We start from the raw sequence: 18,640 nt of genomic DNA, 5'->3' as shown, positions 1-18,640 counted from the left end.
GGTGGTTGCGCGCCGTTCGGCGGTTGCTGCCCAGGGCCGAAGATCTCGAAGCCGCCCCCACCCCGCATGGCAGGCCTCGCCGTGCCGCCGCGTGGACCATCGGCAGGATCGGCGTGATCCCGATGCCGCCCGCCACGAACACGACCCTCCCGACGACGGCGTCGCCGAACCCGGCATGGTGCTCACCGTCCGCTTCGACGACACTGGCGAGATCGAGACGTTCCTGCTCGGCGTGCGCGGCGCGGAGCACTGCACGATCGAGGTCTACTCCGCGGACTCCCCGCTGGGAACCGCTGTGAACGGCGCTCGCCGCGGCGAGCAGCGCGCCTATCGCGTGCCCAGTGGAGCCACGGTTCGCGTCACCTTGCTCAACGCCGTGCCCTACGGCCTCGTTCGCCGCACTGCCGTCCAGGAGGTGCAGTCGTGCTGAGTGACCACGAAAGACAGACGCTCTGCGAGATCGAACGCCGGCTCCGCGACGAGGATCCCGCCCTCGCGCAGACCCTGGAGAACACCGAACAGCCCGACGTCCGCGACCGCCGCAACCTCAGCTGGTCGACCGTGATCATCGCCGCGAGCCTGCTGGGCGTGCTCATGCTGACACTCGGGCAACCCGCCGCCACGCTGATGTTCGCGCTCGTCGCCGGCTGGGCCTGGGGAACGCTGAACCGCCGGATCTGGCCGGGCAAAAGCCACTGACGCCGTGCGCAAGGCCGAAAGCTGTCAGACCCCCTCACTAGTATTGAAATTGGGGGAACCCGGCCAGACCCGTGTGTGTGGTGGACGCTATTTGTTCGTATGGCCGTCGATGGCCTCGCGGATGAGGTCGGCGTGACCGTTGTGCTGCGCGTACTCCTCGATCATGTGGATGTAGAGCCACCGCACCGAAATCTCGCCGTGCCGCTCGTGCACGAAGGTGTCGTCGAGGCCGTGCGGGGCGGCGGCCGTGCGCGCTTCGGCCATCTCGGCGACGAGGTCCGCGTACTCGGCGGCGGCGCGAGCCGGGTCGATCTCCTCGAAGCCGGCATCCCAGCTCGGCGGTGCGCTGTAGCGGGGTTTCACGTCCTGACCGGCCAGGCGGACGCGGAACCACATGCGCTCCACGTCGGACAGGTGGCGGATCAGGCCCAGCAGCGTGAGGTTCGAGGGAGGGGTGGAGGCCGTGGCGAGCTGTTCGCCGGTCAAGCCCGCGCAGTTCTGCAGGAAGGTGGCGCGATGGCGGTCGAGCCACGTCTCCAGCATCGGGCGTTCCGGGCCGAGGAGCGGTTCGTCGGGCAGTTCTACTTCGTGTGCCGTCCAGGTCATGTGTTCCGACACTAGGTAACGCCGCCCAGGTAGACGATCTGATTTTCGGCGTTGCGGGCTGTGACGGCGAGGGATTCGAAGGACATGCGCACGCCGCCGCCGGGGAGGCTCTCGCCGCTGCCGGTGACCTTGACGATGAAGAAGCCGTCGACGACGTCCGCCGTCACGGATGGCCCGCCTGCACAGGACACCTCGACAGTCGTGGCTGTGCGGTTGGTCCTGGCGGCGAAGAGCAGGGTGTTCTGCCGGATGAGGCCACCGACCTGCGTCGCGCCCTGCGGGTCGGCCGGGACAGGGGAGAAGGTCTGCTGCAGCGAACCGACGTCGCCCGTCATGTCCGGGCTGTAGCAAGTGGCGAAGTCGCGGTTGGCGCGGTGGGCGAGCAGGAGGACGTCCTCGCTGCCGGGGTCGCTGGTGAGCAACGGCTGCCAGCCCTGAAGCAGGTCGGACGCGGTGCCGTCGAGGACGGTGTTGTCGATGCACCTGGCCAGCAGGTTGATCGGGCTCCGAGGGCGGGCGTCACCGCTTTCGAAGCTGTCGGTGCTCTTGGTGCGCCCGACGTCGGCGCTGGGCGGAACCTCCATCGTGCTGTTGTCGAACACGACGTGGCTGATGGTGGACGAGGCCGTTGAGTAGGCGATGTAGAAGTCCCGGCTCATCACCACTTCGGTTCCGGGGCCGCCGTCGCCCCTGTACCCCTCGCGGACGACGGCCGTGCGCGCACCCAGGGGCGGGACGCCGGCGATGACGTGGCTGGTGCGGAACGTGACACTGCCCGCCTCCACCAGGGCCGGCGCCGGGTTCGACGGGACGTAGGCCCGTGAACGCGTCAGCTCGCAGAAGCGGCTGTCCCCGCCCACGAGCACCTTCCGGTTGTCGAACTCGACCATTTCCGAGGACCGCCAGTTCGCATCCCCCAGCGCCGCGCGACAGCGGTCCAGGTCCAGCCGGGACGGGGCCACCACGCGGCCACTGGGAGTGCTGGTGCGCTCAACGGCCGACGGTGTGACCATGACGCCGCCCGCGACGAGGAGCGCGACTCCCGCAGCCACGGCGAGCGGGGTGTGGTTGCGGCGGGGACGGTCCTCGGTGAAGACCGGGCGCATGCGTTCCTTGATGTCCGCGGGCAGCTCGCGGCGGGGTGGCAGGCCGATGGTCATCACTCCACCTCCAGGGTGTCGTCGGCGAGTTCCTTGCGCAGGCGGGCGCGGGCGCGGGAGATGCGTGACCGGACGCTCACCTCGGCCACCCCCAGGGCTTCCGCGGCCTGCGCGACGGGCAGTTCGCCCAGCAGCACCAGTTCGACCGCCTCGCGTTCGGCGCGGGGGAGGCGTTCGACGGCTTCCAGCACCTGCTTGAGGCGTGACTCGTGGTCGAGCGAGGAGGCGACCTCGTCCGCGTGGTCGCGCTGCACGTCGTTGCGGGGCACGCGGAGCAGGAGACGGCTGAACCGGGCCTTGCGCCGGAACTCGGAGCGCGCCAGGTTGCCCGCCACGGTGAACAGCCACGGCAACGCGCTGGCACGGACCAGCGTCACCTCGGTGCGGCGGCGCCAGGCCGCGAGGAACGTCGCCGACGTCAGGTCCTCGGCCGTCGACCACGACGCCGTCAGGCGGTAGGCGTGGTTCCACACCGCCTCGGCGTACCGGTCGTAGAGCTCGCCGAACGCGTGCTCGTCACCCCGTGCCCACAGGTCGGCGTCCGACGGGGCGTCGTCGGGCACGGCGGCCGCCCCCTCCCAGCTCGGTCGCATCAGCCTCATGACCTGGAGGTGTCCACCTTCTGGCCGAGTGTTGCGCGTGATCTTCCTACCTCGGGCTGACGACGGCTCGATACCGCAAGCCGATGTGGGCTGACCTGCGCGAACGGCACAGTTGTGACATGACGACGACGACTGTTGGTACTGCGGCAGGGACTCACTTCGACTTCCACGCGATCTTCCGCCCCGTGTGGACGGCGCTGCGGTTCACCGGCCACTTCATCGCGGCGCTGGTGGGCGTGATCTTCCTCGGCGGCGCGTCCGAGCACTGACCGCGCTCCTCGTAGACTGGCCACCAGTCCACCACGAGGAGCACTGCGTGACCGTCCAACCCATCCGCCTGTTCGGCGACCCGGTGCTGCGCACCGCCGCTGTCGAGGTCACCGACTTCGACAAGGAACTGCGCACCCTGGTCAAGGACCTGTGGGACTCGATGCAAGACGCCGGCGGAGCGGGACTCGCCGCGCCTCAGCTCGGAGTTGGGCTGCGCGTGTTCACCTACCACTGCGACGGCTTCGCGGGACACCTGGTCAACCCGACGTGGGACGTGGTCGGCGAGGAGATGCAGGAAGGCCCCGAGGGCTGCCTGTCCATCCCCGGCATGTCGTGGGACTGCAAGCGCCACCTGCACGTCGTGGCCAAGGGCTGGAACATGCACGGTGAACCGATCGAGGTCGAGGGCACCGAGACGCTGGCCCGCTGCATCCAGCACGAGACGGACCACCTCGACGGCGTGCTGTTCCTGGACCGCCTCGACGCCGAGACCCGCAAGCTGGCCATGAAGGAAATCCGGCAGGCCGAGTGGTTCGACGGTACGGTCCCCACCTTGAAGCAGAGCCCGCACCCACTCTTCGGCAGGTCCAGCTGACCATGCGACTCGTGTTCGCCGGTACGCCAGAGGTCGCACTTCCCTCGCTGCGCGCCTTCATCGACTCTCCCCGCCACGACGTCGTCGCCGTGGTCACCCGTCCCGACGCCCCCTCCGGCCGTGGCCGGAAGCTCGAGCGCTCGCCCGTCGCCGCGCTCGCCGACGAGCACGGCATCGAGGTGCTGACGCCCGCCAAGGCCGGTGACCCGGAGTTCCTGGATCGCCTGCGCGCGCTCGAACCCGACCTGTGCCCGGTCGTCGCCTACGGGAACCTGCTGCCGCAGCGGACGCTCGACGTCCCGAAGTTCGGCTGGGTCAACCTCCACTTCTCCGTGTTGCCCGCGTGGCGCGGCGCCGCGCCGGTGCAGGCCGCCGTGCGCAACGGCGACGACATCACGGGCGCCTCGACGTTCCGCATCGTGAAGGAGCTGGACGCGGGGCCGGTGTTCGGCGTGGTGACCGAGAAGGTCCGCGACCGCGACACCTCCGGCGACCTGCTGACCCGGCTGTCCGAGTCCGGCGCACAGCTGCTGCTGTCCACTGTGGACGGCATCGAGGACGGCACCCTGCGCGCTGTCGAGCAGCCCTCCGACGGCGTCACCTACGCGGCCAAGATCACCGTCGACGACGCGCGCCTCGACTTCACCACTCCCGCCGTGGCCGTGGACCGCCTGGCGCGCGCGGTCACGCCGGAGCCCGGCGCGTGGGCCGAGTTCCGGGGCGAGCGGTTGAAGCTCGGTCCCGTGACGCCCGTGGACGACGTGACGCTGCCCGCCGGCGAGGTGCTGGTCGAGCGCAAGCGCGTGCTGGTGGGCACGGCGACCACCGCGGTGGCGCTCGGTGAGGTGCAGGCGCAGGGCAAGAAGCGCATGGCCGCCACCGACTGGGCACGCGGTGTGCGCATCGAGGCGGGGGAGCGCGTCTCGTGAAGCGCGCGACGACTTTGACGCGCAGTGTGACCTCCTCAGCTGGGGTGTGGGGCGCGGGTTATGCGGGCGTGGGTTCGGTATTCGGTTGTGGCGCGGCGCTCGGGCGCGTGCCGGCAGAGACTTATCCGGCGCGCGTTGGCCGTGCCGTAGCAGGAGAGTGCATCGCATGACCGGCCACTCACGTGGAGCTTCCAAACCGTCCCGTCCGAGCAGGCCGCACCCGCCGCGCCGGCGGACCGGGCCCTCACGGCCACCCGTGGAGGACCCGGCTCGCTTGGCGGCGCTGGAGACGTTGCGGGCGGTGCGGCAGCGCGACGCGTACGCGAACCTCGTGCTGCCGGCACTGCTGCGCGAACGCCGCATCACCGGCCGTGATGCCGCGCTGGCCACCGAGCTCACCTACGGTGCGGCGCGAGCCCAGGGCCTGCTCGACGCCGTCATCGAAGCGTGCTGCGACCGGCCGTTGTCCGAAGTGGACGGTTCGGCGCTCGACGCGCTGCGGCTGGGTGCGTATCAGCTGCTGCGCACCCGGATCCCGCCGCACGCCGCGGTCGCCTCGACCGTCGACCTCGTGCGGGCCGAGCTCGGGTCGGGCATCGCCGGCTTCGTCAACGCCGTCCTGCGCCGGATCTCCGAGCAGGACGAGGCCGCCTGGGTCGACGAGCTCGCGCCCGACCCGGACACCGACCCGATCGGCAACCTCGCCTTCACCCACGCCCACCCGCGCTGGATCGCGCAGGCGTTCGCCGAGGCTCTCGGCAGCCGCGAGGAGCCGCTGAAGCGCGCCCTCGAGGCGGACGACGCCAGGCCCGCCGTCCACCTGGTGGCACGGCCCGGCGAGGTGACCGCCGACGAGCTCGCCGCCATCACGGGCGGCGACGTGGCGCCGTACTCGCCTTACGGCGTGCACCTGGAGGCCGGGGCGGGCGACCCGGGCGATCTCGAGCCCGTCCGGGAACGCCTCGCCCACGTCCAGGACGAAGGCAGCCAGCTGTGCGCCCTTGCCCTCACGCGCGCGTCCCTAGAGGGCACGGATGACCGCTGGCTGGACCTCTGCGCCGGACCCGGCGGCAAGGCCGCACTGCTCGCCGCACTGGTCGGCCTCGAAGGCGGCGAGCTGATCGCCGTCGAGAAGGCACCCCACCGCGCCGAGCTCGTGCGCAAGCTCACCTCAGGCCTGCCGGTGACCGTGCACGTGGCCGACGGCCTCGAGACCGACTTCGTCGAAGGGGCGTTCGACCGCGTACTCGTCGACGCGCCCTGCACCGGTCTCGGTGCGCTGCGCAGGCGCCCGGAGGCGCGGTGGAGGCGCCAGCCCGCCGACGTCGGCACGCTCACGAAGCTGCAGCGCGAGCTGCTCACCGAGGCGTTGCGACTGGTGCGACCAGGCGGCGTCGTGGCTTATGTCGTGTGCTCACCTCATCTCTCTGAAACGGTCGGGGTGGTGACGGACGTCGCCAAGCGAACCGGGGCGGAAGTGCTGGACACGCGGGAGCTCTTCCCGGGAGTTCCGGACCTCGGGGAAGGCCCGCACGTCCAGCTCTGGCCCCATCTGCACGGCACCGACGCGATGTTCTGCGCGGTGCTGCGACGCCCTGTTCGAGCGCTCGGGGACAACGGTAGCGACGGGGTCTGACAGTTTTGGATCCCTTGTGCGGCAACGGATCCGGGCGAGCCCAAGTGGCTCGCCCGGACACCGGCGTCAGACCTTGAGCACGTTCAGCGTCGGCGGCTGACCCCACTTGTTGCCCACCGCGTACACCCAGCGGCCGTTCGGGCCCCACGCCAGGCTCGCCCAGTGCAGGTCCCGGACCTCATAGGTGCGCGACGCCGTGAACGAGCCCGCCGGGTAGACGCGCACGGACGTGCTGTCGTTGATGCCCGCGGCGAGCGCGCCAGTGTCCTGGCTCGTCGAGACCGCGACCGGGTACGGGCCGGTGTTGTAGCTGCCGCGCACGGCGAGGGTGTCGCTCGTGTACGACTGGATTTCGTACGGCGCGCCCGAGGCCACGTGGATCTGGGTGCCGTCCTTGGAGAACTCGACGTCGGCGAGGTTGCTGCCCGCCTCACGGGATGCCGCGACGGCGAGCGTGTCGCCCTCCTCGCGCAGCACCTGGAGCGAGGCGGGGGACAGACCCGGCTGGCCCGCCGCCAGCAGACCGGGCCTCGCCGGGGACGTCGCCAGCTGTTGCGGGCTGTACCGGCCGGTCGCGAGACCCGTGCGGGCCTGCGCGCCGTTGAAGCCGACGCGGCCGATGCCGGCGCCCCAGGTGTCGCAGCCGTAGCTGAAGTACAGGTGGTCGCCGGTGATGGCCAGATCGGACGGGCACACCTCGCCGACCGGGTAGCGCGCCCGTTCGGTCAGCGTCAGCGTGTCCAGTGCGGCGATCGCGCCGTACTGGGACAGCGCGACGAAGACCGTGTCGCCGTCCGGGCTGAGCGCCAGCCCCGTGGCGCCGGGCAGGTTCGTCAGCTTGGTGACCACGGTGCCCGACAGGTCCGTGACCGCGACCGCATGATCGGTCCTGCTGCTCATGAACACGTGCCCCAGCGTCGGGTCCACCACGATGTCCGAGAACGACGTCAGCGGCAAGGAAACGGTGCGCTGCGGCGGTTCGGCGAGTGCGGGCAGGGCGGTGGCCGCCACCAGGGCGGCCGTCATCGCGGTGGCTGTGAGCCACCGGTTCCACTTGCGCATCTTGCTCCCCTCAGTACGCGGGCGAACACCCGCTGTGGGGACGCTATCGACGGGGTCTGACAAATCCGACCGCCTACCATCGCAGTGGTGACGACGCGTGGATTGCTCGGACTGGTCGCTTCGGGTTGCGGCGGAGTCGAGTCGTGGTTCCGCACCGAACTCGCCGAACCAGCCGGGCAACGGGGGTGGCGGCTGGCCATCACCCTGACCCCGGCGGTCGTGCCGTGGTTCGAGGAGGCGGGTGAGCTGGAGAAGCTCCAGGAGCTCACGGACCTTCCGATCCGCTGGGAACCGCGGCTGCCGAGCCAGCCCAAGCCCTACCCGACGCCCGACGCGTTCATCTTCGCTCCCGCCAGTGCGAACTCCGTGGCCAAGCTCGCCCTGGGCATCGGCGACAACCAGGCGCTGACCGCGTTGAACGAAGCCATCGGGGTCGAAAGCTGCAAGGTCGTCGTCATGCCCCAGGCGAGCGCGGACAAGCGGCGGCACCCCATGTGGGACACGCACGTCGAGACGCTCACGAAGGCAGGTGTCGTGGTGGTCACTGACGAGGCTCCCGGCAGGCTCCTCGACCTGCTGGACACCTAGACTTCACCCTTGTGGTCCACACGCCGATGATCGCCCCCAGCATCCTGTCCGCCGACTTCGCGCGCCTCGCCGACGAGCTCGCCGCGGTGCCCACGTCGGACTGGATCCACGTCGACGTCATGGACAACCACTTCGTGCCGAACCTGACGCTCGGCCTGCCCGTGGTGAAGTCGCTGCTCAAGGTCACCGACATCCCGATCGACTGCCATCTCATGATCGAGGACCCGGACCGCTGGGCCATCGGGTACGCCGAAGCCGGCGCCTACAACGTCACCGTGCACGTCGAGGCGGCGAACGACCCGGTCAAGCTCGCCAAGGACCTCAAAGCCGCCGGCAGCAAGGCGGGTCTCAGCATCAAGCCCGGTACGCCGCTGGAGCCGTACGTCGACGTGCTCAAGCACTACGACACGCTGCTGGTGATGTCGGTCGAGCCGGGCTTCGGCGGGCAGAGCTTCATGGCCGAGGTGCTCGACAAGGTGAAGACCGCCCGCAATCTCGTCGACACCGGTCACCTCAAGCTGCTCGTGGAGATCGACGGCGGCATCAACGCCGACACCATCGAGCAGGCCGCGCAGGCCGGGGTGGACTGCTTCGTCGCCGGGTCCGCCGTGTACGACGCCGCCGATCCGGGCAAGGCGGTCGAGGCCCTGCGGGCTCAGGCAGCCGGGGCCCAGGGGATCAGGACCACGTGACCCCCGAGGACGCGATGGTGCTCGCCATCGCGGAGAGCGAACGGGTGCGAGGCACCACGAGCCCCAACCCACCGGTCGGCTGCGTCATCCTGGACGGACACGGCAAGGCGGTCGGGTTCGGCGGCACCCAGCCTCCCGGTGGCCCGCACGCCGAGGTCATGGCGCTCAAGGAAGCCGGTACGAAGGCCCAGGGTGGCACCGCGGTCGTCACGCTCGAGCCGTGCTCCCACTTCGGCCGCACGCCACCGTGCACCGAAGCGTTGCAGGAAGCGGGCATCAAGCACGTCATCCACGCGGTGACCGACCCGAACCCCAGGGCGGCGGGCGGCGCGCGGCGTCTCGAAGAAGCCGGCATCACGGTCGAGAGTGGTCTGCTCGCTGACGAGGTGAGCAACGGGCCACTGCGCGCGTGGCTGCACTACGCGCGCACGGGACGTCCACACGTCACGTGGAAGTACGCGGCGTCGCTGGACGGCAGGGTCGCGGCACAGGACGGCACCAGCCAGTGGATCAGCTCGGAGACCTCCCGCAAGGAGGTGCACGGCATGCGCGCGAAGCTCGACGCCATCGTCGTCGGCACGAACACGGTCAAGAAGGACGACCCGGCGCTGACGGCTCGCGACGACGATGGAATGCCGTTGCCCCGCCAGCCGTTGCCGGTGGTCGTGGGCATGAGCGACCTGCCGGACGGGGCCAAGCTCCGGCACACCGCGCTGCACCTGCGCACGCACGACCCGGACGAGGTCCTGCGCGCGCTCGCCGAGCGCGGGGTCGTCGACGTGCTGCTGGAAGGCGGTGCAACTGTGGCCGGCGCGTTCCTCGGAGCGGGCAGGATCGACCGGGTGCTCGCCTACATCGCGCCCGCGTTGCTCGGCGACGGCCCCGCCGCCGTGCTGGGCGCGGGCGTGTCAACCATCACGGACGCTGTCCGGCTGACCGTGGAAGACGTCACCATGAGCGGACCGGACTTGCGGATCAGCGCGGTTCCGCAAATTTAGGAGGAACGGTGTTCACCGGGATCGTCGAGGAACTCGGCCACGTGGTCGCGGTTCAGGACCTGCCCGACGCGGCGCGGATCCGCGTCTCCGGGCCGATCGTCACGAGCGACGCGAAGCACGGCGACTCCATCGCGGTGAACGGCGTCTGCCTCACCGTCGTGGAGGTCGAGAACAACACCTTCACCGCCGACGTGATGCGCGAGACCCTCACGCGCAGCAGCCTCGCGAAGATCGCGGAGGGTGACAAGGTCAACCTGGAGCGCGCGGCCGCGGTCGGCCAGCGCCTCGGCGGCCACATCGTGCAGGGTCACGTCGACGGCACGGGCACGATCCTCGCGCGGGAGAAGGCCGAGCACTGGGAGATCGTCCACATCGGACTGCCGCCCCTGCTCGCCCGTTACGTCGTGGAGAAGGGTTCGATCACCGTCGACGGCGTCTCACTCACCGTAGTCACCGTGAGTGAGGATCAGTTCACGGTGAGTCTCATCCCCACCACGCTCGACCTCACCACGCTCGGTCACCGGTTGCCGGGTGACCCGGTGAACCTGGAGGTCGACGTGCTGGCGAAGTACGTCGAACGACTGGCCGTCCCGCACCTGCGGGCCATTGCGGGCGAGGAGGCCCAGTGAGCAACGACTTCGCTGAGATCGAGCGGGCGATCAAGGACATCGCCGCCGGACGGCCCGTGGTCGTGGTCGACGACGAGGACCGCGAGAACGAGGGCGACCTGATCTTCGCCGCCGAGAAGGCGACGCCGGAGCTGCTCGCGTTCATGGTGCGCTACACGTCCGGTTACATCTGCGTGCCGCTCACCGAGTCCGACTGCGACCGGCTCGACCTGCCGCCGATGTTCCACACGAACCAGGACGTGCGCGGCACCGCGTACACGGTCACGGTGGACGCGCGTGAGGGTGTGAGCACCGGCATCTCGGCCGCGGACCGCGCCCGCACGATCCGCCTGCTCGCCGACCCGACCTCGAAGGCCAGCGACTTCAACCGTCCCGGCCACGTCGTGCCGTTGCGCGCCAAGGCCGGTGGCGTGCTGCGCCGCCCTGGCCACACCGAGGCCGCCATCGACCTGGCGCGCCTGGCCGGGTTGTCGCCCGCCGGTGTGCTCTGCGAGATCGTGTCGCAGAAGGACGAGGGCGACATGGCCCGCCGCGACGAGCTGGAGGTGTTCGCGGCGGACCACGACCTCGCGATCATCACCATCGCGGGCCTGATCGCGTACCGCCGCCGGGTCGAGACCCAGGTCGAACGAGTCGCGGAAGCCCGGATCCCGACCGCGCACGGCGTGTTCACGGCGGTCGGCTACGACAGCCTGCTCGACGGCATCGAGCACGTCGCGCTGGTGTACGGCGAGATCGGCGACGGCGAGGACGTGCTGGTGCGCGTGCACTCCGAGTGCCTCACCGGCGACGTGCTCGGCTCGTTGCGCTGCGACTGCGGCCCGCAGCTCGACGCGGCGATGGAAGCCGTTGCGGCGCAAGGACGTGGCGTCGTGCTGTACATGCGTGGCCACGAGGGCCGCGGCATCGGCCTGATGCACAAGCTGCAGGCCTACCAGCTGCAGGACCAGGGCGCGGACACCGTGGACGCGAACCTGGCGCAGGGCCTGCCCGCCGACGCGCGCGACTACGGCACGGGCGCGCAGATCCTCGTCGACCTCGGCATCAAGTCCATGCGGCTGCTGACGAACAACCCCGCGAAGCGCGTGGGACTCGAGGCTGGCTACGGTCTACGGGTGCTGGACCGGGTGCCGCTGCCGATCTCCCCGAACCCGGAGAACCTGCGGTACCTGCGCACCAAGCGCGACCGGATGGGCCACGAGCTGAACCAGCTGGAGCAGTACGAGGCCGTCGTTTCCGCTACGGAGGACCAGGAATGAGTGGCGAGGGCCGTCCAGAGCAGACCCCGCTCGACGGCAGTGGCCTGAGCGTCGGGATCGTCGCGACGCGGTGGAACAGCAAGATCACCGACCAGCTCCTGGAGCGCGCGCTGAAGGCCGCCGAGGAAGCCGGGTGCGTCGACACGACCGTGGTGCGCGTCGCGGGCGCGATCGAGCTTCCCGTTGTGGTGCAGGAACTCGCGCGTCACCACGACGCCGTCGTCGCGCTGGGCGTGGTGATCCGCGGCGGCACCCCGCACTTCGAGTACGTGTGCGACTCGGTGACCGACGGGCTCACCCGCGTCGCGCTGGACGAGTCGGCACCGGTCGGCAACGGCGTGCTGACGTGCAACACCGAGGAGCAGGCCCTGGCGCGCGCCGGGTGGCCGGACTCGGTGGAGGACAAGGGTTACGAGGCGACCGTGGCCGCGATCGACACCGCACTGGTGCTGCGCGGGCTGCGTCAGCCGTGGACCGAGCGGGGTTTCGAGTGACGCCAGAGTTGAACGCCGTGGTGTTCCGCCCCAAGAAGATCCGCCGCGTCGCGTGGGCGTGCGCGGTCGGTTTGGTCATCGTGTTCACGGTCGTCGGGCTGCTGCTCGGCAACACCCCGACCGGCGTGATCTTCCGGGCCTCCGACCAGGTCGCGATGATCGTCCTGGGCTTCCTGCTCGCGGGCGGCGTGCTGCTGCTGACCCGGCCACGGGTGACCGCCGACGCCTCGGGTGTCGACGTGCGCAACGTCGTGACGTCTCACCACTTCGAGTGGACGGACGTGCTCTCGGTGAGCTTCCCGGACGGTGCCGCGTGGGCGCGTCTGGAGCTGCCGGAGGACGAGTACATCTCGGTGATGGCCGTGCAGGCCGTCGACCGCGAGTACGCCGTCTCGTCCGTGCGCGCGTTGCGTGAGTTGCACAAAGCGGCGCGCGGCTGAGCGATGAGTTCGGCCGGCTCTGCGAGTCTTCACCGCATGACTCAACTGCTGAAGGTGCAGAACTTCGCCGTTTCGAGCGACGGGGTCGCCGCCGGCGAGAACCAGAGCTTCGAGCAGCCGTTCGGTGACGGCGTCTCGCCCGCGCAGCTGTTCGCCTGGGCGGGCGCCACGGCCAGCTGGCCCAACCGCACCGATCCCGGTGGCAGCCGCGGTCTCGACGACTACTTCACCCGCGACTTCACCCAGAACATCGGCGCGGAGATCATGGGCCGCAACAAGTTCGGGCCTCAGCGCGGGCCGTGGACCGACCACGAGTGGCAGGGCTGGTGGGGTGACGAACCGCCGTTCCACACGCCGGTGTTCGTGCTGACCCACCACGAGCGTCCGTCGATCACGCTCGGTGAGACCACGTTCCACTTCGTCGGCGGCGACCCGGCCGCGGTGCTCGACCAGGCGCGGAAAGCCGCGCAGGGCAAGGACGTCCGGCTCGGCGGTGGCGTCACCACCATCCGGGAGTTCCTCGACGCCGACCTCGTCGACACCCTGCACGTGGCGGTGTCGCCGGTGGAGGTGGGCTCCGGGCTGAAGCTCTGGGAGTCGCCCGACGAGCTGCGCGACCGGTTCCACCTGGAGGTCGTGCCCAGCCCGAGCGGCGTGACGCACCACCTGTTCTGGCGGAAGTAGGTCAGCTCGTCAGGGGTGGCCGACTCGGTGGAACACGGTCGCGGTTGGCGGCCTTGGCGCACACGCTCGCCCTCGGTGCCGCGCAAGCTGCGCGTTCCTGATCGGGCGGAGCGGCGAGGTGCGCGCGGCGCGGCGAGGTCTAGACCCAGAGGCCGAGGATCGCGCCCGCCAGCGCGAGTCCGACGATGTGATAACCCGCGCCGATGGCCGCGAACGTCATCGGCGCGGGCTTGGTCATGTCGAAGGTGCCCGTCACGAGAACGACCGGCAGGGCGACGCCGACACCGACGATCAGCCCGAGCAGGATGCCTTCCATGATGTTGTCGGTGCTCGACGCGGCACCGATCATCGCCGTCGCGAGGGTGGTGGCGAAGCAGGTGGCCAGCGGCACGACGTAGATGCCGGCGCCGGCGTTGTCCGGTGGGTTCAGGTCCCAGCCGGCGGCGCGTTGCCAGGCCTTGCCGAACGCGAACTCCGCGTACCACAAGGCACCTAGCGCGAAGTACGCGATCGTTGCCACGATGACGGCTAACCAGTTCAGGTCGCCGAGCACGGTCAAGCTCATGACGTCTCCCGCGGTGATCAGGTGACTTGGCATCGCGGGGTGAACGTGAGCTGTTACCGGTGGTTCGGGCCCGGACATAACGGTGTCCGATGGATCTACCGCCAAAGCGCCCGGACTCGGCGTACCAGGAGACCGCCGAGTCCGAAGTGGACGGTCGTGGCGGCGAGCCAGTTGAGGTGCGGGGAGTCGTAGATCCGTTGAGGAGGGGCCGCTCACCGAGCCGGTGAGCGGCCCACCCGTCAGCTCACGGCCTTGAGGGCGTCGATCTCACCCGATCCGTAGAAGCTGTTGTGCCCTGCTCCACCCTGGCACGTCTGCGGCTCCCCGCTGTTCTGCGGGAAGTTCGCGTAGATCGACGTGTCCGGGCAGGGGAGCGGGTTGGTCGCCTGCTGCAGCTTGGCGGCCGCACCCCCGCCGCCCTGCTTGCTCAGCAGCAGTGCGGCGACACCGGCCACGTGCGGACCGGCCATCGAGGTGCCCTGCAGGTAGCAGTACTTCGCGCCGTTCTCGAGCACCTGGCGCGTGCACGGCCGGTAGCTCGGGTAGGTCGACAGCACGCGGCCGTTGGGGGCGGCCGGGGTCAGCTGCAGGATCGCGTCGCCGCCCGGTGCGGCCACGTCGGCGGTCGAGACGCCGTAGCTGGAGTAGTACGACTTGAAGCGCTTGTTGCCCGTCGCCGTCACGCCGATGACGCCGGGAACCTCGACCGGGACGACCGCGCAGGCGTTGGTGATCTCCCGTTCCTGCTCGCTGCCGGGCGGGAAGTCGGGGCTGATCACGTCGACCTTCGGGTGCGAGAGGTCGGTGGCGTCGTTGCCCTCGGACGCCACGACGATCACGCCCTGCTGCTGCGCGTACCTGATCGCCCTGCGCTCGGCCTTCCAGATCGCGCGCTGGTCGGCGTTGTTGCGGCAGTTGAAGAGCCACGGATCGGCGAAGTAGCTGTTGTTGGTGACGTTGATGCCGTGCGTGGCGGACCACATGTACGAGCAGATGACCATCTCGGGGAAGAAGTAGCCGTCGTCGTTGCTCGTCTTCACGCCGGCGATGCGCACGTTCGGCGCCACACCGACGATGCCGGTGCCGTTGGCGGCCGCGGCGATGGTGCCGGCGGTGTGGGTGCCGTGGCCGTTCTGGTCGTTGCCCGCCAGCAACGGTGTCGGCGTGCCGCTGGAGCAGTCCGCGCTGCGCGACGCGTCGTAGTTCGGCGCGAGGTCCGGGTGCGTGAAGTCGAGGCCCGTGTCCAGGTCGCCCACGACGACCTGCCTGCTGCCGGGTGTGACCTGGTGCGCCTGCGGCACGTTGATCTGCTGCATGTCCCACTGCAGGCCGGACAGCGAGTCGCCCCACGTGGCGGCGGCCGCGACGTCGTCAGCGGCGTCGGCCTGGTCGGGTGCGAGCCGCGTACCGAGGCCGGTCGTCGCGGCGACGCCCTCGACGTTGTTCTGCTGCTTCATCGCGGCGGCGAAACCGGCGCTCGACGACCGGGCGACCGCGACGCCGATCTGGCTGTAGTTCGCGACAACGGTGCCGCCGGCGCTCGCGATGGTGTTCGCGGCGTTCGACGACGAGGCGCCCTCGTGGTAGAGGACGACGTAGGTGGACTCCGTCGCGGCACCGGCCTGGATCGCCGGGGCGACACACAGAGCCGCCCCGAGACCGGCGGCGGCCAGCAGTGCTCGTGGACGATTCAACAAATGTCTCACCGCTTCCCGTAGTAAGGGTGTTCACGGGAAAATCGAATCGGCGAGAAGATTGTTACATCACATGCAACGCGCATTCACGTGGTTACTGCGGGAGTAATTCTGTGAATGTGAAAGGGCCGCTCACCAGCGGTGAACGGCCCTCTCTTAATCGAACTGACTAGCTGCGGACCATCTTGCGCAGGACGTACTGCATGATGCCGCCGTTGCGGTAGTAGTCGGCTTCACCGGGGGTGTCGATGCGGACGACCGCGTCGAACTCGACCTTCGAGCCGTCGGCCTTGGTGGCGACGACGTGGACGGTCGAGGGGGTGGTGCCGTTGTTGAGCTCCGTGACGCCGGTGAAGTCGAACGTCTCGGTGCCGTCGAGGCCCAGGGACGCCGCGTTCTGGCCGGCCGGGAACTGCAGGGGCATGACGCCCATGCCGATCAGGTTCGAGCGGTGGATGCGCTCGTAGGACTCGGCGATCACGGCGCGGACGCCGAGCAGCGAGGTGCCCTTGGCGGCCCAGTCGCGCGACGAGCCCGAGCCGTACTCCTTGCCCGCGAGGACGACCAGCGGGACACCGGCGGCGGCGTAGGCGACCGAGGCGTCGTAGATGGTGGTCTGCGGGGCGTCGGCTTCCAGGAAGTTGCGGGTGAAGCCGCCCTGGACGTCGTCGAGGAGCAGGTTGCGCAGGCGGATGTTCGCGAACGTGCCGCGGATCATCACCTCGTGGTTGCCGCGGCGGGAGCCGTAGGAGTTGAAGTCCTTGCGCTCCACGCCGTGCTCGGTCAGGTACTTGCCCGCGGGCGAGTCGGCCTTGATCGAACCGGCGGGGGAGATGTGGTCCGTGGTGACCGAGTCACCGAGCAGGGCCAGCACGCGGGCACCCGAGATGTCGGTGACCGGCGACGGCTCCATCTGCATGCCCTCGAAGTACGGGGGCTTGCGGACGTAGGTGGACTCGGCGTCCCACTCGAACGTGTTGCCGGTCGGCGTGGGCAGCGACTGCCAGCGCTCGTCGCCGGAGAACACGTTGGTGTAGCCCTTGGTGAAGCCCTCCGCGGAGATCGAGGTCGAGATGACCTCGGCGATCTCGGCCGGGGTCGGCCAGATCTCCGAGAGGTACACCGGCTTGCCGTCGGGGTCGAACGCGAGCGGCTCGGTGGTGATGTCCTTGTCCATCGAACCGGCCAGCGCGTACGCCACGACGAGCGGCGGCGACGCGAGGTAGTTCATCTTGATGTCCGGGTTGATCCGGCCCTCGAAGTTGCGGTTGCCGGACAGCACCGAGACGACGGCGAGGTCGCCCTGCTGCACGCCGGCCGAGATCTCGTCCTGCAGCGGGCCCGAGTTGCCGATGCAGGTGGTGCAGCCGTAGCCGACCAGGTGGAAGCCGAGCTTCTCCAGGTACGGCATGAGGCCCGCGCGCTCGTAGTAGTCCATGACGACCTTCGAGCCCGGCGCCAGGGTCGTCTTGACCCACGGCTTGCGCTCGAGACCGCGCTCGACGGCCTTCTTGGCGAGCAGGGCCGCGCCGAGCATCACGGACGGGTTCGAGGTGTTGGTGCACGACGTGATCGCGGCGATCGCCACGGCGCCGTGGTCCAGCTCGAACTCGTTGCCGTCGATGGAGACCTTGACCGGGTTCGAGACCCGGCCGGTGGCGCCCTCGGCAGCCGACTGGAACACCTTCGGCGCGCCGGAGCCGTTCTCGCCCTCGTGGATGGCGACCGGGTCGCTGGCCGGGAACGTCTCGTCGACGGCCTCGTCCACACCGGACAGCTCCGCGGACTCGGTGTGCGCGACGTAGGCACCCAACGCCTGGCGGAACGACTCCTTGGCGTTGGTCAGCTCGATGCGGTCCTGCGGGCGCTTCGGGCCGGCGATGGACGGGACGACCGTCGCCAGGTCCAGCTCCAGCGTCTCGGAGTAGACGGCCTCGCGGGACGGGTCGTGCCAGAGGCCCTGCTCCTTGGCGTACGCCTCGACGAGCGCGATCTGCTCCTCGGAACGGCCGGTCAGGCGCAGGTAGTCGATGGTCTCGCCGTCGATCGGGAAGATGCCGACCGTGGAGCCGAACTCCGGCGACATGTTGCCGATGGTGGCGCGGTTCGCGAGCGGCACGGCGCCGACGCCCTCGCCGTAGAACTCGACGAACTTGCCGACGACGCCCTGCTTGCGCAGCATCTCGGTGATCGTCAGCACGAGGTCGGTGGCGGTGGCGCCCGCGGGCAGCTCACCGGAGAGCTTGAAGCCCACGACGCGCGGGATCAGCATGGAGACCGGCTGGCCGAGCATCGCGGCCTCGGCCTCGATGCCGCCGACGCCCCAGCCCAGCACGCCGATGCCGTTGACCATCGTGGTGTGCGAGTCGGTGCCGACCAGCGTGTCCGGGTACGCCTGGCCGCCCCGGACCATGACGACGCGCGCGAGGTGCTCGATGTTGACCTGGTGCACGATGCCGGTGCCGGGCGGGACGACCTTGAACTCGTCGAACGCGGTCTGGCCCCAGCGCAGGAACTGGTAGCGCTCGCGGTTGCGCTGGTACTCCAGGTCGACGTTCAGCTCGAACGCGTCCGGGCGGCCGAAGATGTCGGCGATGACCGAGTGGTCGATCACGAGCTCGGCGGGGGCGAGCGGGTTCACCTTCTCCGCGTCGCCACCCAGCTGGGTGACGGCCTCACGCATGGTGGCGAGGTCGACCACGCACGGCACACCGGTGAAGTCCTGCATCACGACGCGGGCGGGCGTGAACTGGATCTCGGTGTTCGGCTCGGCGGCGGGGTCCCAGTTGGCGAGCGCGCGCACGTGGTCGGCGGTGATGTTCGCGCCGTCCTCGGTCCGCAGCAGGTTCTCCAGCAGGATCTTCAGGCTGAACGGAAGACGCTCTGCGCCCTCCACGGCGCTCAGCCGGAACACCTCGTAGGAGGAGTCGCCGACGTTGAGCGTGCCGCGGGCGCCGAAGCTGTCCTTACTAGTCACGTGCAACTCCATCTGGTGACAGCGCGGTGGTCAGTTCGGGGTACGGGGCAAGTCTTCCTCA

General features: G+C 69.8%; 20 protein-coding genes and 1 pseudogene. 14 read left to right on the top strand and 7 right to left on the bottom strand.

Annotation, left to right across the window (positions count from 1 at the left end; all coding sequences use genetic code 11):
* Positions 1-145: 145 nt before the first annotated feature.
* Positions 146-430, top strand: a pseudogene (locus ABZX92_RS15425) (GreA/GreB family elongation factor); the annotation flags it as partial.
* Positions 424-699 carry a DUF3040 domain-containing protein gene (locus ABZX92_RS15420; RefSeq protein WP_355558831.1) on the top strand — a complete coding sequence of 92 codons (276 nt, stop codon included), beginning with the start codon at positions 424-426 and terminating at the stop codon, positions 697-699. The pseudogene ABZX92_RS15425 and the gene ABZX92_RS15420, both read left to right, overlap by 7 nt.
* An 87-nt stretch (positions 700-786) precedes the next feature.
* Here the strand turns inward: ABZX92_RS15420 and ABZX92_RS15415 are convergent, their stop codons facing one another.
* Genes ABZX92_RS15415 through ABZX92_RS15405 form a run of 3 tightly spaced genes read right to left on the bottom strand, consistent with a single transcriptional unit; the run spans position 787 to position 3,067 of the window.
* Positions 787-1,305 carry a DinB family protein gene (locus tag ABZX92_RS15415; protein WP_355558828.1) on the bottom strand — a complete coding sequence of 173 codons (519 nt, stop codon included), beginning with the start codon at positions 1,303-1,305 and terminating at the stop codon, positions 787-789.
* An 11-nt stretch (positions 1,306-1,316) separates the two neighbouring features.
* Positions 1,317-2,465: a hypothetical protein gene (locus ABZX92_RS15410; RefSeq protein WP_355558825.1), complete on the bottom strand. Its 1,149-nt coding sequence runs from the start codon at positions 2,463-2,465 to the stop codon at positions 1,317-1,319.
* A complete protein-coding gene (locus tag ABZX92_RS15405) occupies positions 2,465-3,067 on the bottom strand; it encodes an RNA polymerase sigma factor (RefSeq protein ID WP_355558823.1) in 603 nt (200 codons plus the stop codon). The genes ABZX92_RS15410 and ABZX92_RS15405 overlap by 1 nt, the downstream gene beginning before the upstream one ends.
* A gap of 119 nt (positions 3,068-3,186) precedes the next feature.
* Here ABZX92_RS15405 and ABZX92_RS15400 point away from each other — a divergent pair, with 119 nt between their 5' ends.
* The 4 genes from ABZX92_RS15400 to ABZX92_RS15385 all read left to right on the top strand — a co-directional run bounded on the left by ABZX92_RS15400 (position 3,187) and on the right by ABZX92_RS15385 (position 6,497).
* Entirely contained in the window at positions 3,187-3,336 is a 150-nt protein-coding gene (locus ABZX92_RS15400; protein WP_355558820.1) for a hypothetical protein, read from the top strand.
* A gap of 47 nt (positions 3,337-3,383) precedes the next feature.
* Positions 3,384-3,932 carry a peptide deformylase gene (gene def, locus ABZX92_RS15395; protein ID WP_355558817.1) on the top strand — a complete coding sequence of 183 codons (549 nt, stop codon included), beginning with the start codon at positions 3,384-3,386 and terminating at the stop codon, positions 3,930-3,932.
* A 2-nt stretch (positions 3,933-3,934) separates the two neighbouring features.
* Positions 3,935-4,861 (top strand): methionyl-tRNA formyltransferase, encoded by a 927-nt coding sequence (gene fmt / locus ABZX92_RS15390; RefSeq protein ID WP_355558814.1) that lies wholly within the window; start codon positions 3,935-3,937, stop codon positions 4,859-4,861.
* 166 nt (positions 4,862-5,027) lie between these two features.
* Complete coding sequence (locus ABZX92_RS15385; protein WP_355558811.1) at positions 5,028-6,497, top strand: RsmB/NOP family class I SAM-dependent RNA methyltransferase; 1,470 nt, start codon at positions 5,028-5,030, stop codon at positions 6,495-6,497.
* A 66-nt stretch (positions 6,498-6,563) separates the two neighbouring features.
* Here ABZX92_RS15385 and ABZX92_RS15380 read toward each other — a convergent pair whose 3' ends face one another.
* Positions 6,564-7,559 carry a hypothetical protein gene (locus ABZX92_RS15380; RefSeq protein ID WP_355558808.1) on the bottom strand — a complete coding sequence of 332 codons (996 nt, stop codon included), beginning with the start codon at positions 7,557-7,559 and terminating at the stop codon, positions 6,564-6,566.
* A gap of 87 nt (positions 7,560-7,646) precedes the next feature.
* On the opposite strand from ABZX92_RS15380, the gene ABZX92_RS15375 reads away from it, so the two are divergent.
* From ABZX92_RS15375 to ABZX92_RS15340, 8 genes are read left to right on the top strand one after another with little or no spacing between them, the layout of a single operon-like run.
* Complete coding sequence (locus ABZX92_RS15375; protein WP_355558805.1) at positions 7,647-8,147, top strand: flavoprotein; 501 nt, start codon at positions 7,647-7,649, stop codon at positions 8,145-8,147.
* A 26-nt stretch (positions 8,148-8,173) separates the two neighbouring features.
* Positions 8,174-8,839, top strand: coding sequence for a ribulose-phosphate 3-epimerase (rpe, locus tag ABZX92_RS15370; protein WP_355558802.1), 666 nt, complete (start codon positions 8,174-8,176; stop codon positions 8,837-8,839).
* 14 nt (positions 8,840-8,853) lie between these two features.
* Positions 8,854-9,837 carry a bifunctional diaminohydroxyphosphoribosylaminopyrimidine deaminase/5-amino-6-(5-phosphoribosylamino)uracil reductase RibD gene (gene ribD, locus ABZX92_RS15365; protein WP_355558840.1) on the top strand — a complete coding sequence of 328 codons (984 nt, stop codon included), beginning with the start codon at positions 8,854-8,856 and terminating at the stop codon, positions 9,835-9,837.
* Between the two features lie 8 nt (positions 9,838-9,845).
* Entirely contained in the window at positions 9,846-10,466 is a 621-nt protein-coding gene (locus tag ABZX92_RS15360; RefSeq protein ID WP_355558799.1) for a riboflavin synthase, read from the top strand.
* The gene (locus ABZX92_RS15355; protein ID WP_355558797.1) at positions 10,463-11,725 is read left to right on the top strand and encodes a bifunctional 3,4-dihydroxy-2-butanone-4-phosphate synthase/GTP cyclohydrolase II; all 1,263 of its coding nucleotides are present in this window, start codon (positions 10,463-10,465) and stop codon (positions 11,723-11,725) included. The genes ABZX92_RS15360 and ABZX92_RS15355 overlap by 4 nt, the downstream gene beginning before the upstream one ends.
* Complete coding sequence (gene ribH, locus ABZX92_RS15350; RefSeq protein ID WP_355558795.1) at positions 11,722-12,219, top strand: 6,7-dimethyl-8-ribityllumazine synthase; 498 nt, start codon at positions 11,722-11,724, stop codon at positions 12,217-12,219. Before ABZX92_RS15355 ends, ribH begins: the two co-directional genes overlap by 4 nt.
* A gap of 8 nt (positions 12,220-12,227) precedes the next feature.
* A complete protein-coding gene (locus ABZX92_RS15345) occupies positions 12,228-12,659 on the top strand; it encodes a PH domain-containing protein (RefSeq protein WP_355558836.1) in 432 nt (143 codons plus the stop codon).
* 36 nt (positions 12,660-12,695) lie between these two features.
* The gene (locus ABZX92_RS15340) at positions 12,696-13,343 is read left to right on the top strand and encodes a dihydrofolate reductase family protein (RefSeq protein ID WP_355558792.1); all 648 of its coding nucleotides are present in this window, start codon (positions 12,696-12,698) and stop codon (positions 13,341-13,343) included.
* 139 nt (positions 13,344-13,482) lie between these two features.
* Here ABZX92_RS15340 and ABZX92_RS15335 read toward each other — a convergent pair whose 3' ends face one another.
* The 3 genes from ABZX92_RS15335 to ABZX92_RS15325 form a co-directional block, all read right to left on the bottom strand.
* The gene (locus ABZX92_RS15335) at positions 13,483-13,908 is read right to left on the bottom strand and encodes a DUF1761 domain-containing protein (protein WP_355558789.1); all 426 of its coding nucleotides are present in this window, start codon (positions 13,906-13,908) and stop codon (positions 13,483-13,485) included.
* A gap of 239 nt (positions 13,909-14,147) precedes the next feature.
* Complete coding sequence (locus ABZX92_RS15330; RefSeq protein WP_355558787.1) at positions 14,148-15,602, bottom strand: S8 family serine peptidase; 1,455 nt, start codon at positions 15,600-15,602, stop codon at positions 14,148-14,150.
* 169 nt (positions 15,603-15,771) lie between these two features.
* Complete coding sequence (locus tag ABZX92_RS15325; RefSeq protein ID WP_355558784.1) at positions 15,772-18,591, bottom strand: aconitate hydratase; 2,820 nt, start codon at positions 18,589-18,591, stop codon at positions 15,772-15,774.
* Positions 18,592-18,640: the final 49 nt, after the last annotated feature.

Source organism: Lentzea sp. NPDC006480 (genome assembly GCF_040611995.1).
In the GTDB taxonomy this organism is placed as follows: Bacteria; Actinomycetota; Actinomycetes; order Mycobacteriales; family Pseudonocardiaceae; genus Lentzea.
This window is presented reverse-complemented; position numbering and strand designations above follow the sequence as displayed.

Coding starts and splice junctions, on each gene's coding strand:
- ABZX92_RS15415 (WP_355558828.1), bottom strand. CDS start 1,305: ATGACCTGGACGGCACACGAAGTAGAACTGCCCGACGAACCGCTCCTC.
- ABZX92_RS15410 (WP_355558825.1), bottom strand. CDS start 2,465: ATGACCATCGGCCTGCCACCCCGCCGCGAGCTGCCCGCGGACATCAAG.
- ABZX92_RS15405 (WP_355558823.1), bottom strand. CDS start 3,067: ATGAGGCTGATGCGACCGAGCTGGGAGGGGGCGGCCGCCGTGCCCGAC.
- ABZX92_RS15400 (WP_355558820.1), top strand. CDS start 3,187: ATGACGACGACGACTGTTGGTACTGCGGCAGGGACTCACTTCGACTTC.
- fmt (WP_355558814.1), top strand. CDS start 3,935: ATGCGACTCGTGTTCGCCGGTACGCCAGAGGTCGCACTTCCCTCGCTG.
- ABZX92_RS15385 (WP_355558811.1), top strand. CDS start 5,028: ATGACCGGCCACTCACGTGGAGCTTCCAAACCGTCCCGTCCGAGCAGG.
- ABZX92_RS15380 (WP_355558808.1), bottom strand. CDS start 7,559: ATGCGCAAGTGGAACCGGTGGCTCACAGCCACCGCGATGACGGCCGCC.
- rpe (WP_355558802.1), top strand. CDS start 8,174: ATGATCGCCCCCAGCATCCTGTCCGCCGACTTCGCGCGCCTCGCCGAC.
- ribD (WP_355558840.1), top strand. CDS start 8,854: ATGGTGCTCGCCATCGCGGAGAGCGAACGGGTGCGAGGCACCACGAGC.
- ribH (WP_355558795.1), top strand. CDS start 11,722: ATGAGTGGCGAGGGCCGTCCAGAGCAGACCCCGCTCGACGGCAGTGGC.
- ABZX92_RS15340 (WP_355558792.1), top strand. CDS start 12,696: ATGACTCAACTGCTGAAGGTGCAGAACTTCGCCGTTTCGAGCGACGGG.
- ABZX92_RS15335 (WP_355558789.1), bottom strand. CDS start 13,908: ATGAGCTTGACCGTGCTCGGCGACCTGAACTGGTTAGCCGTCATCGTG.
- ABZX92_RS15325 (WP_355558784.1), bottom strand. CDS start 18,591: ATGGAGTTGCACGTGACTAGTAAGGACAGCTTCGGCGCCCGCGGCACG.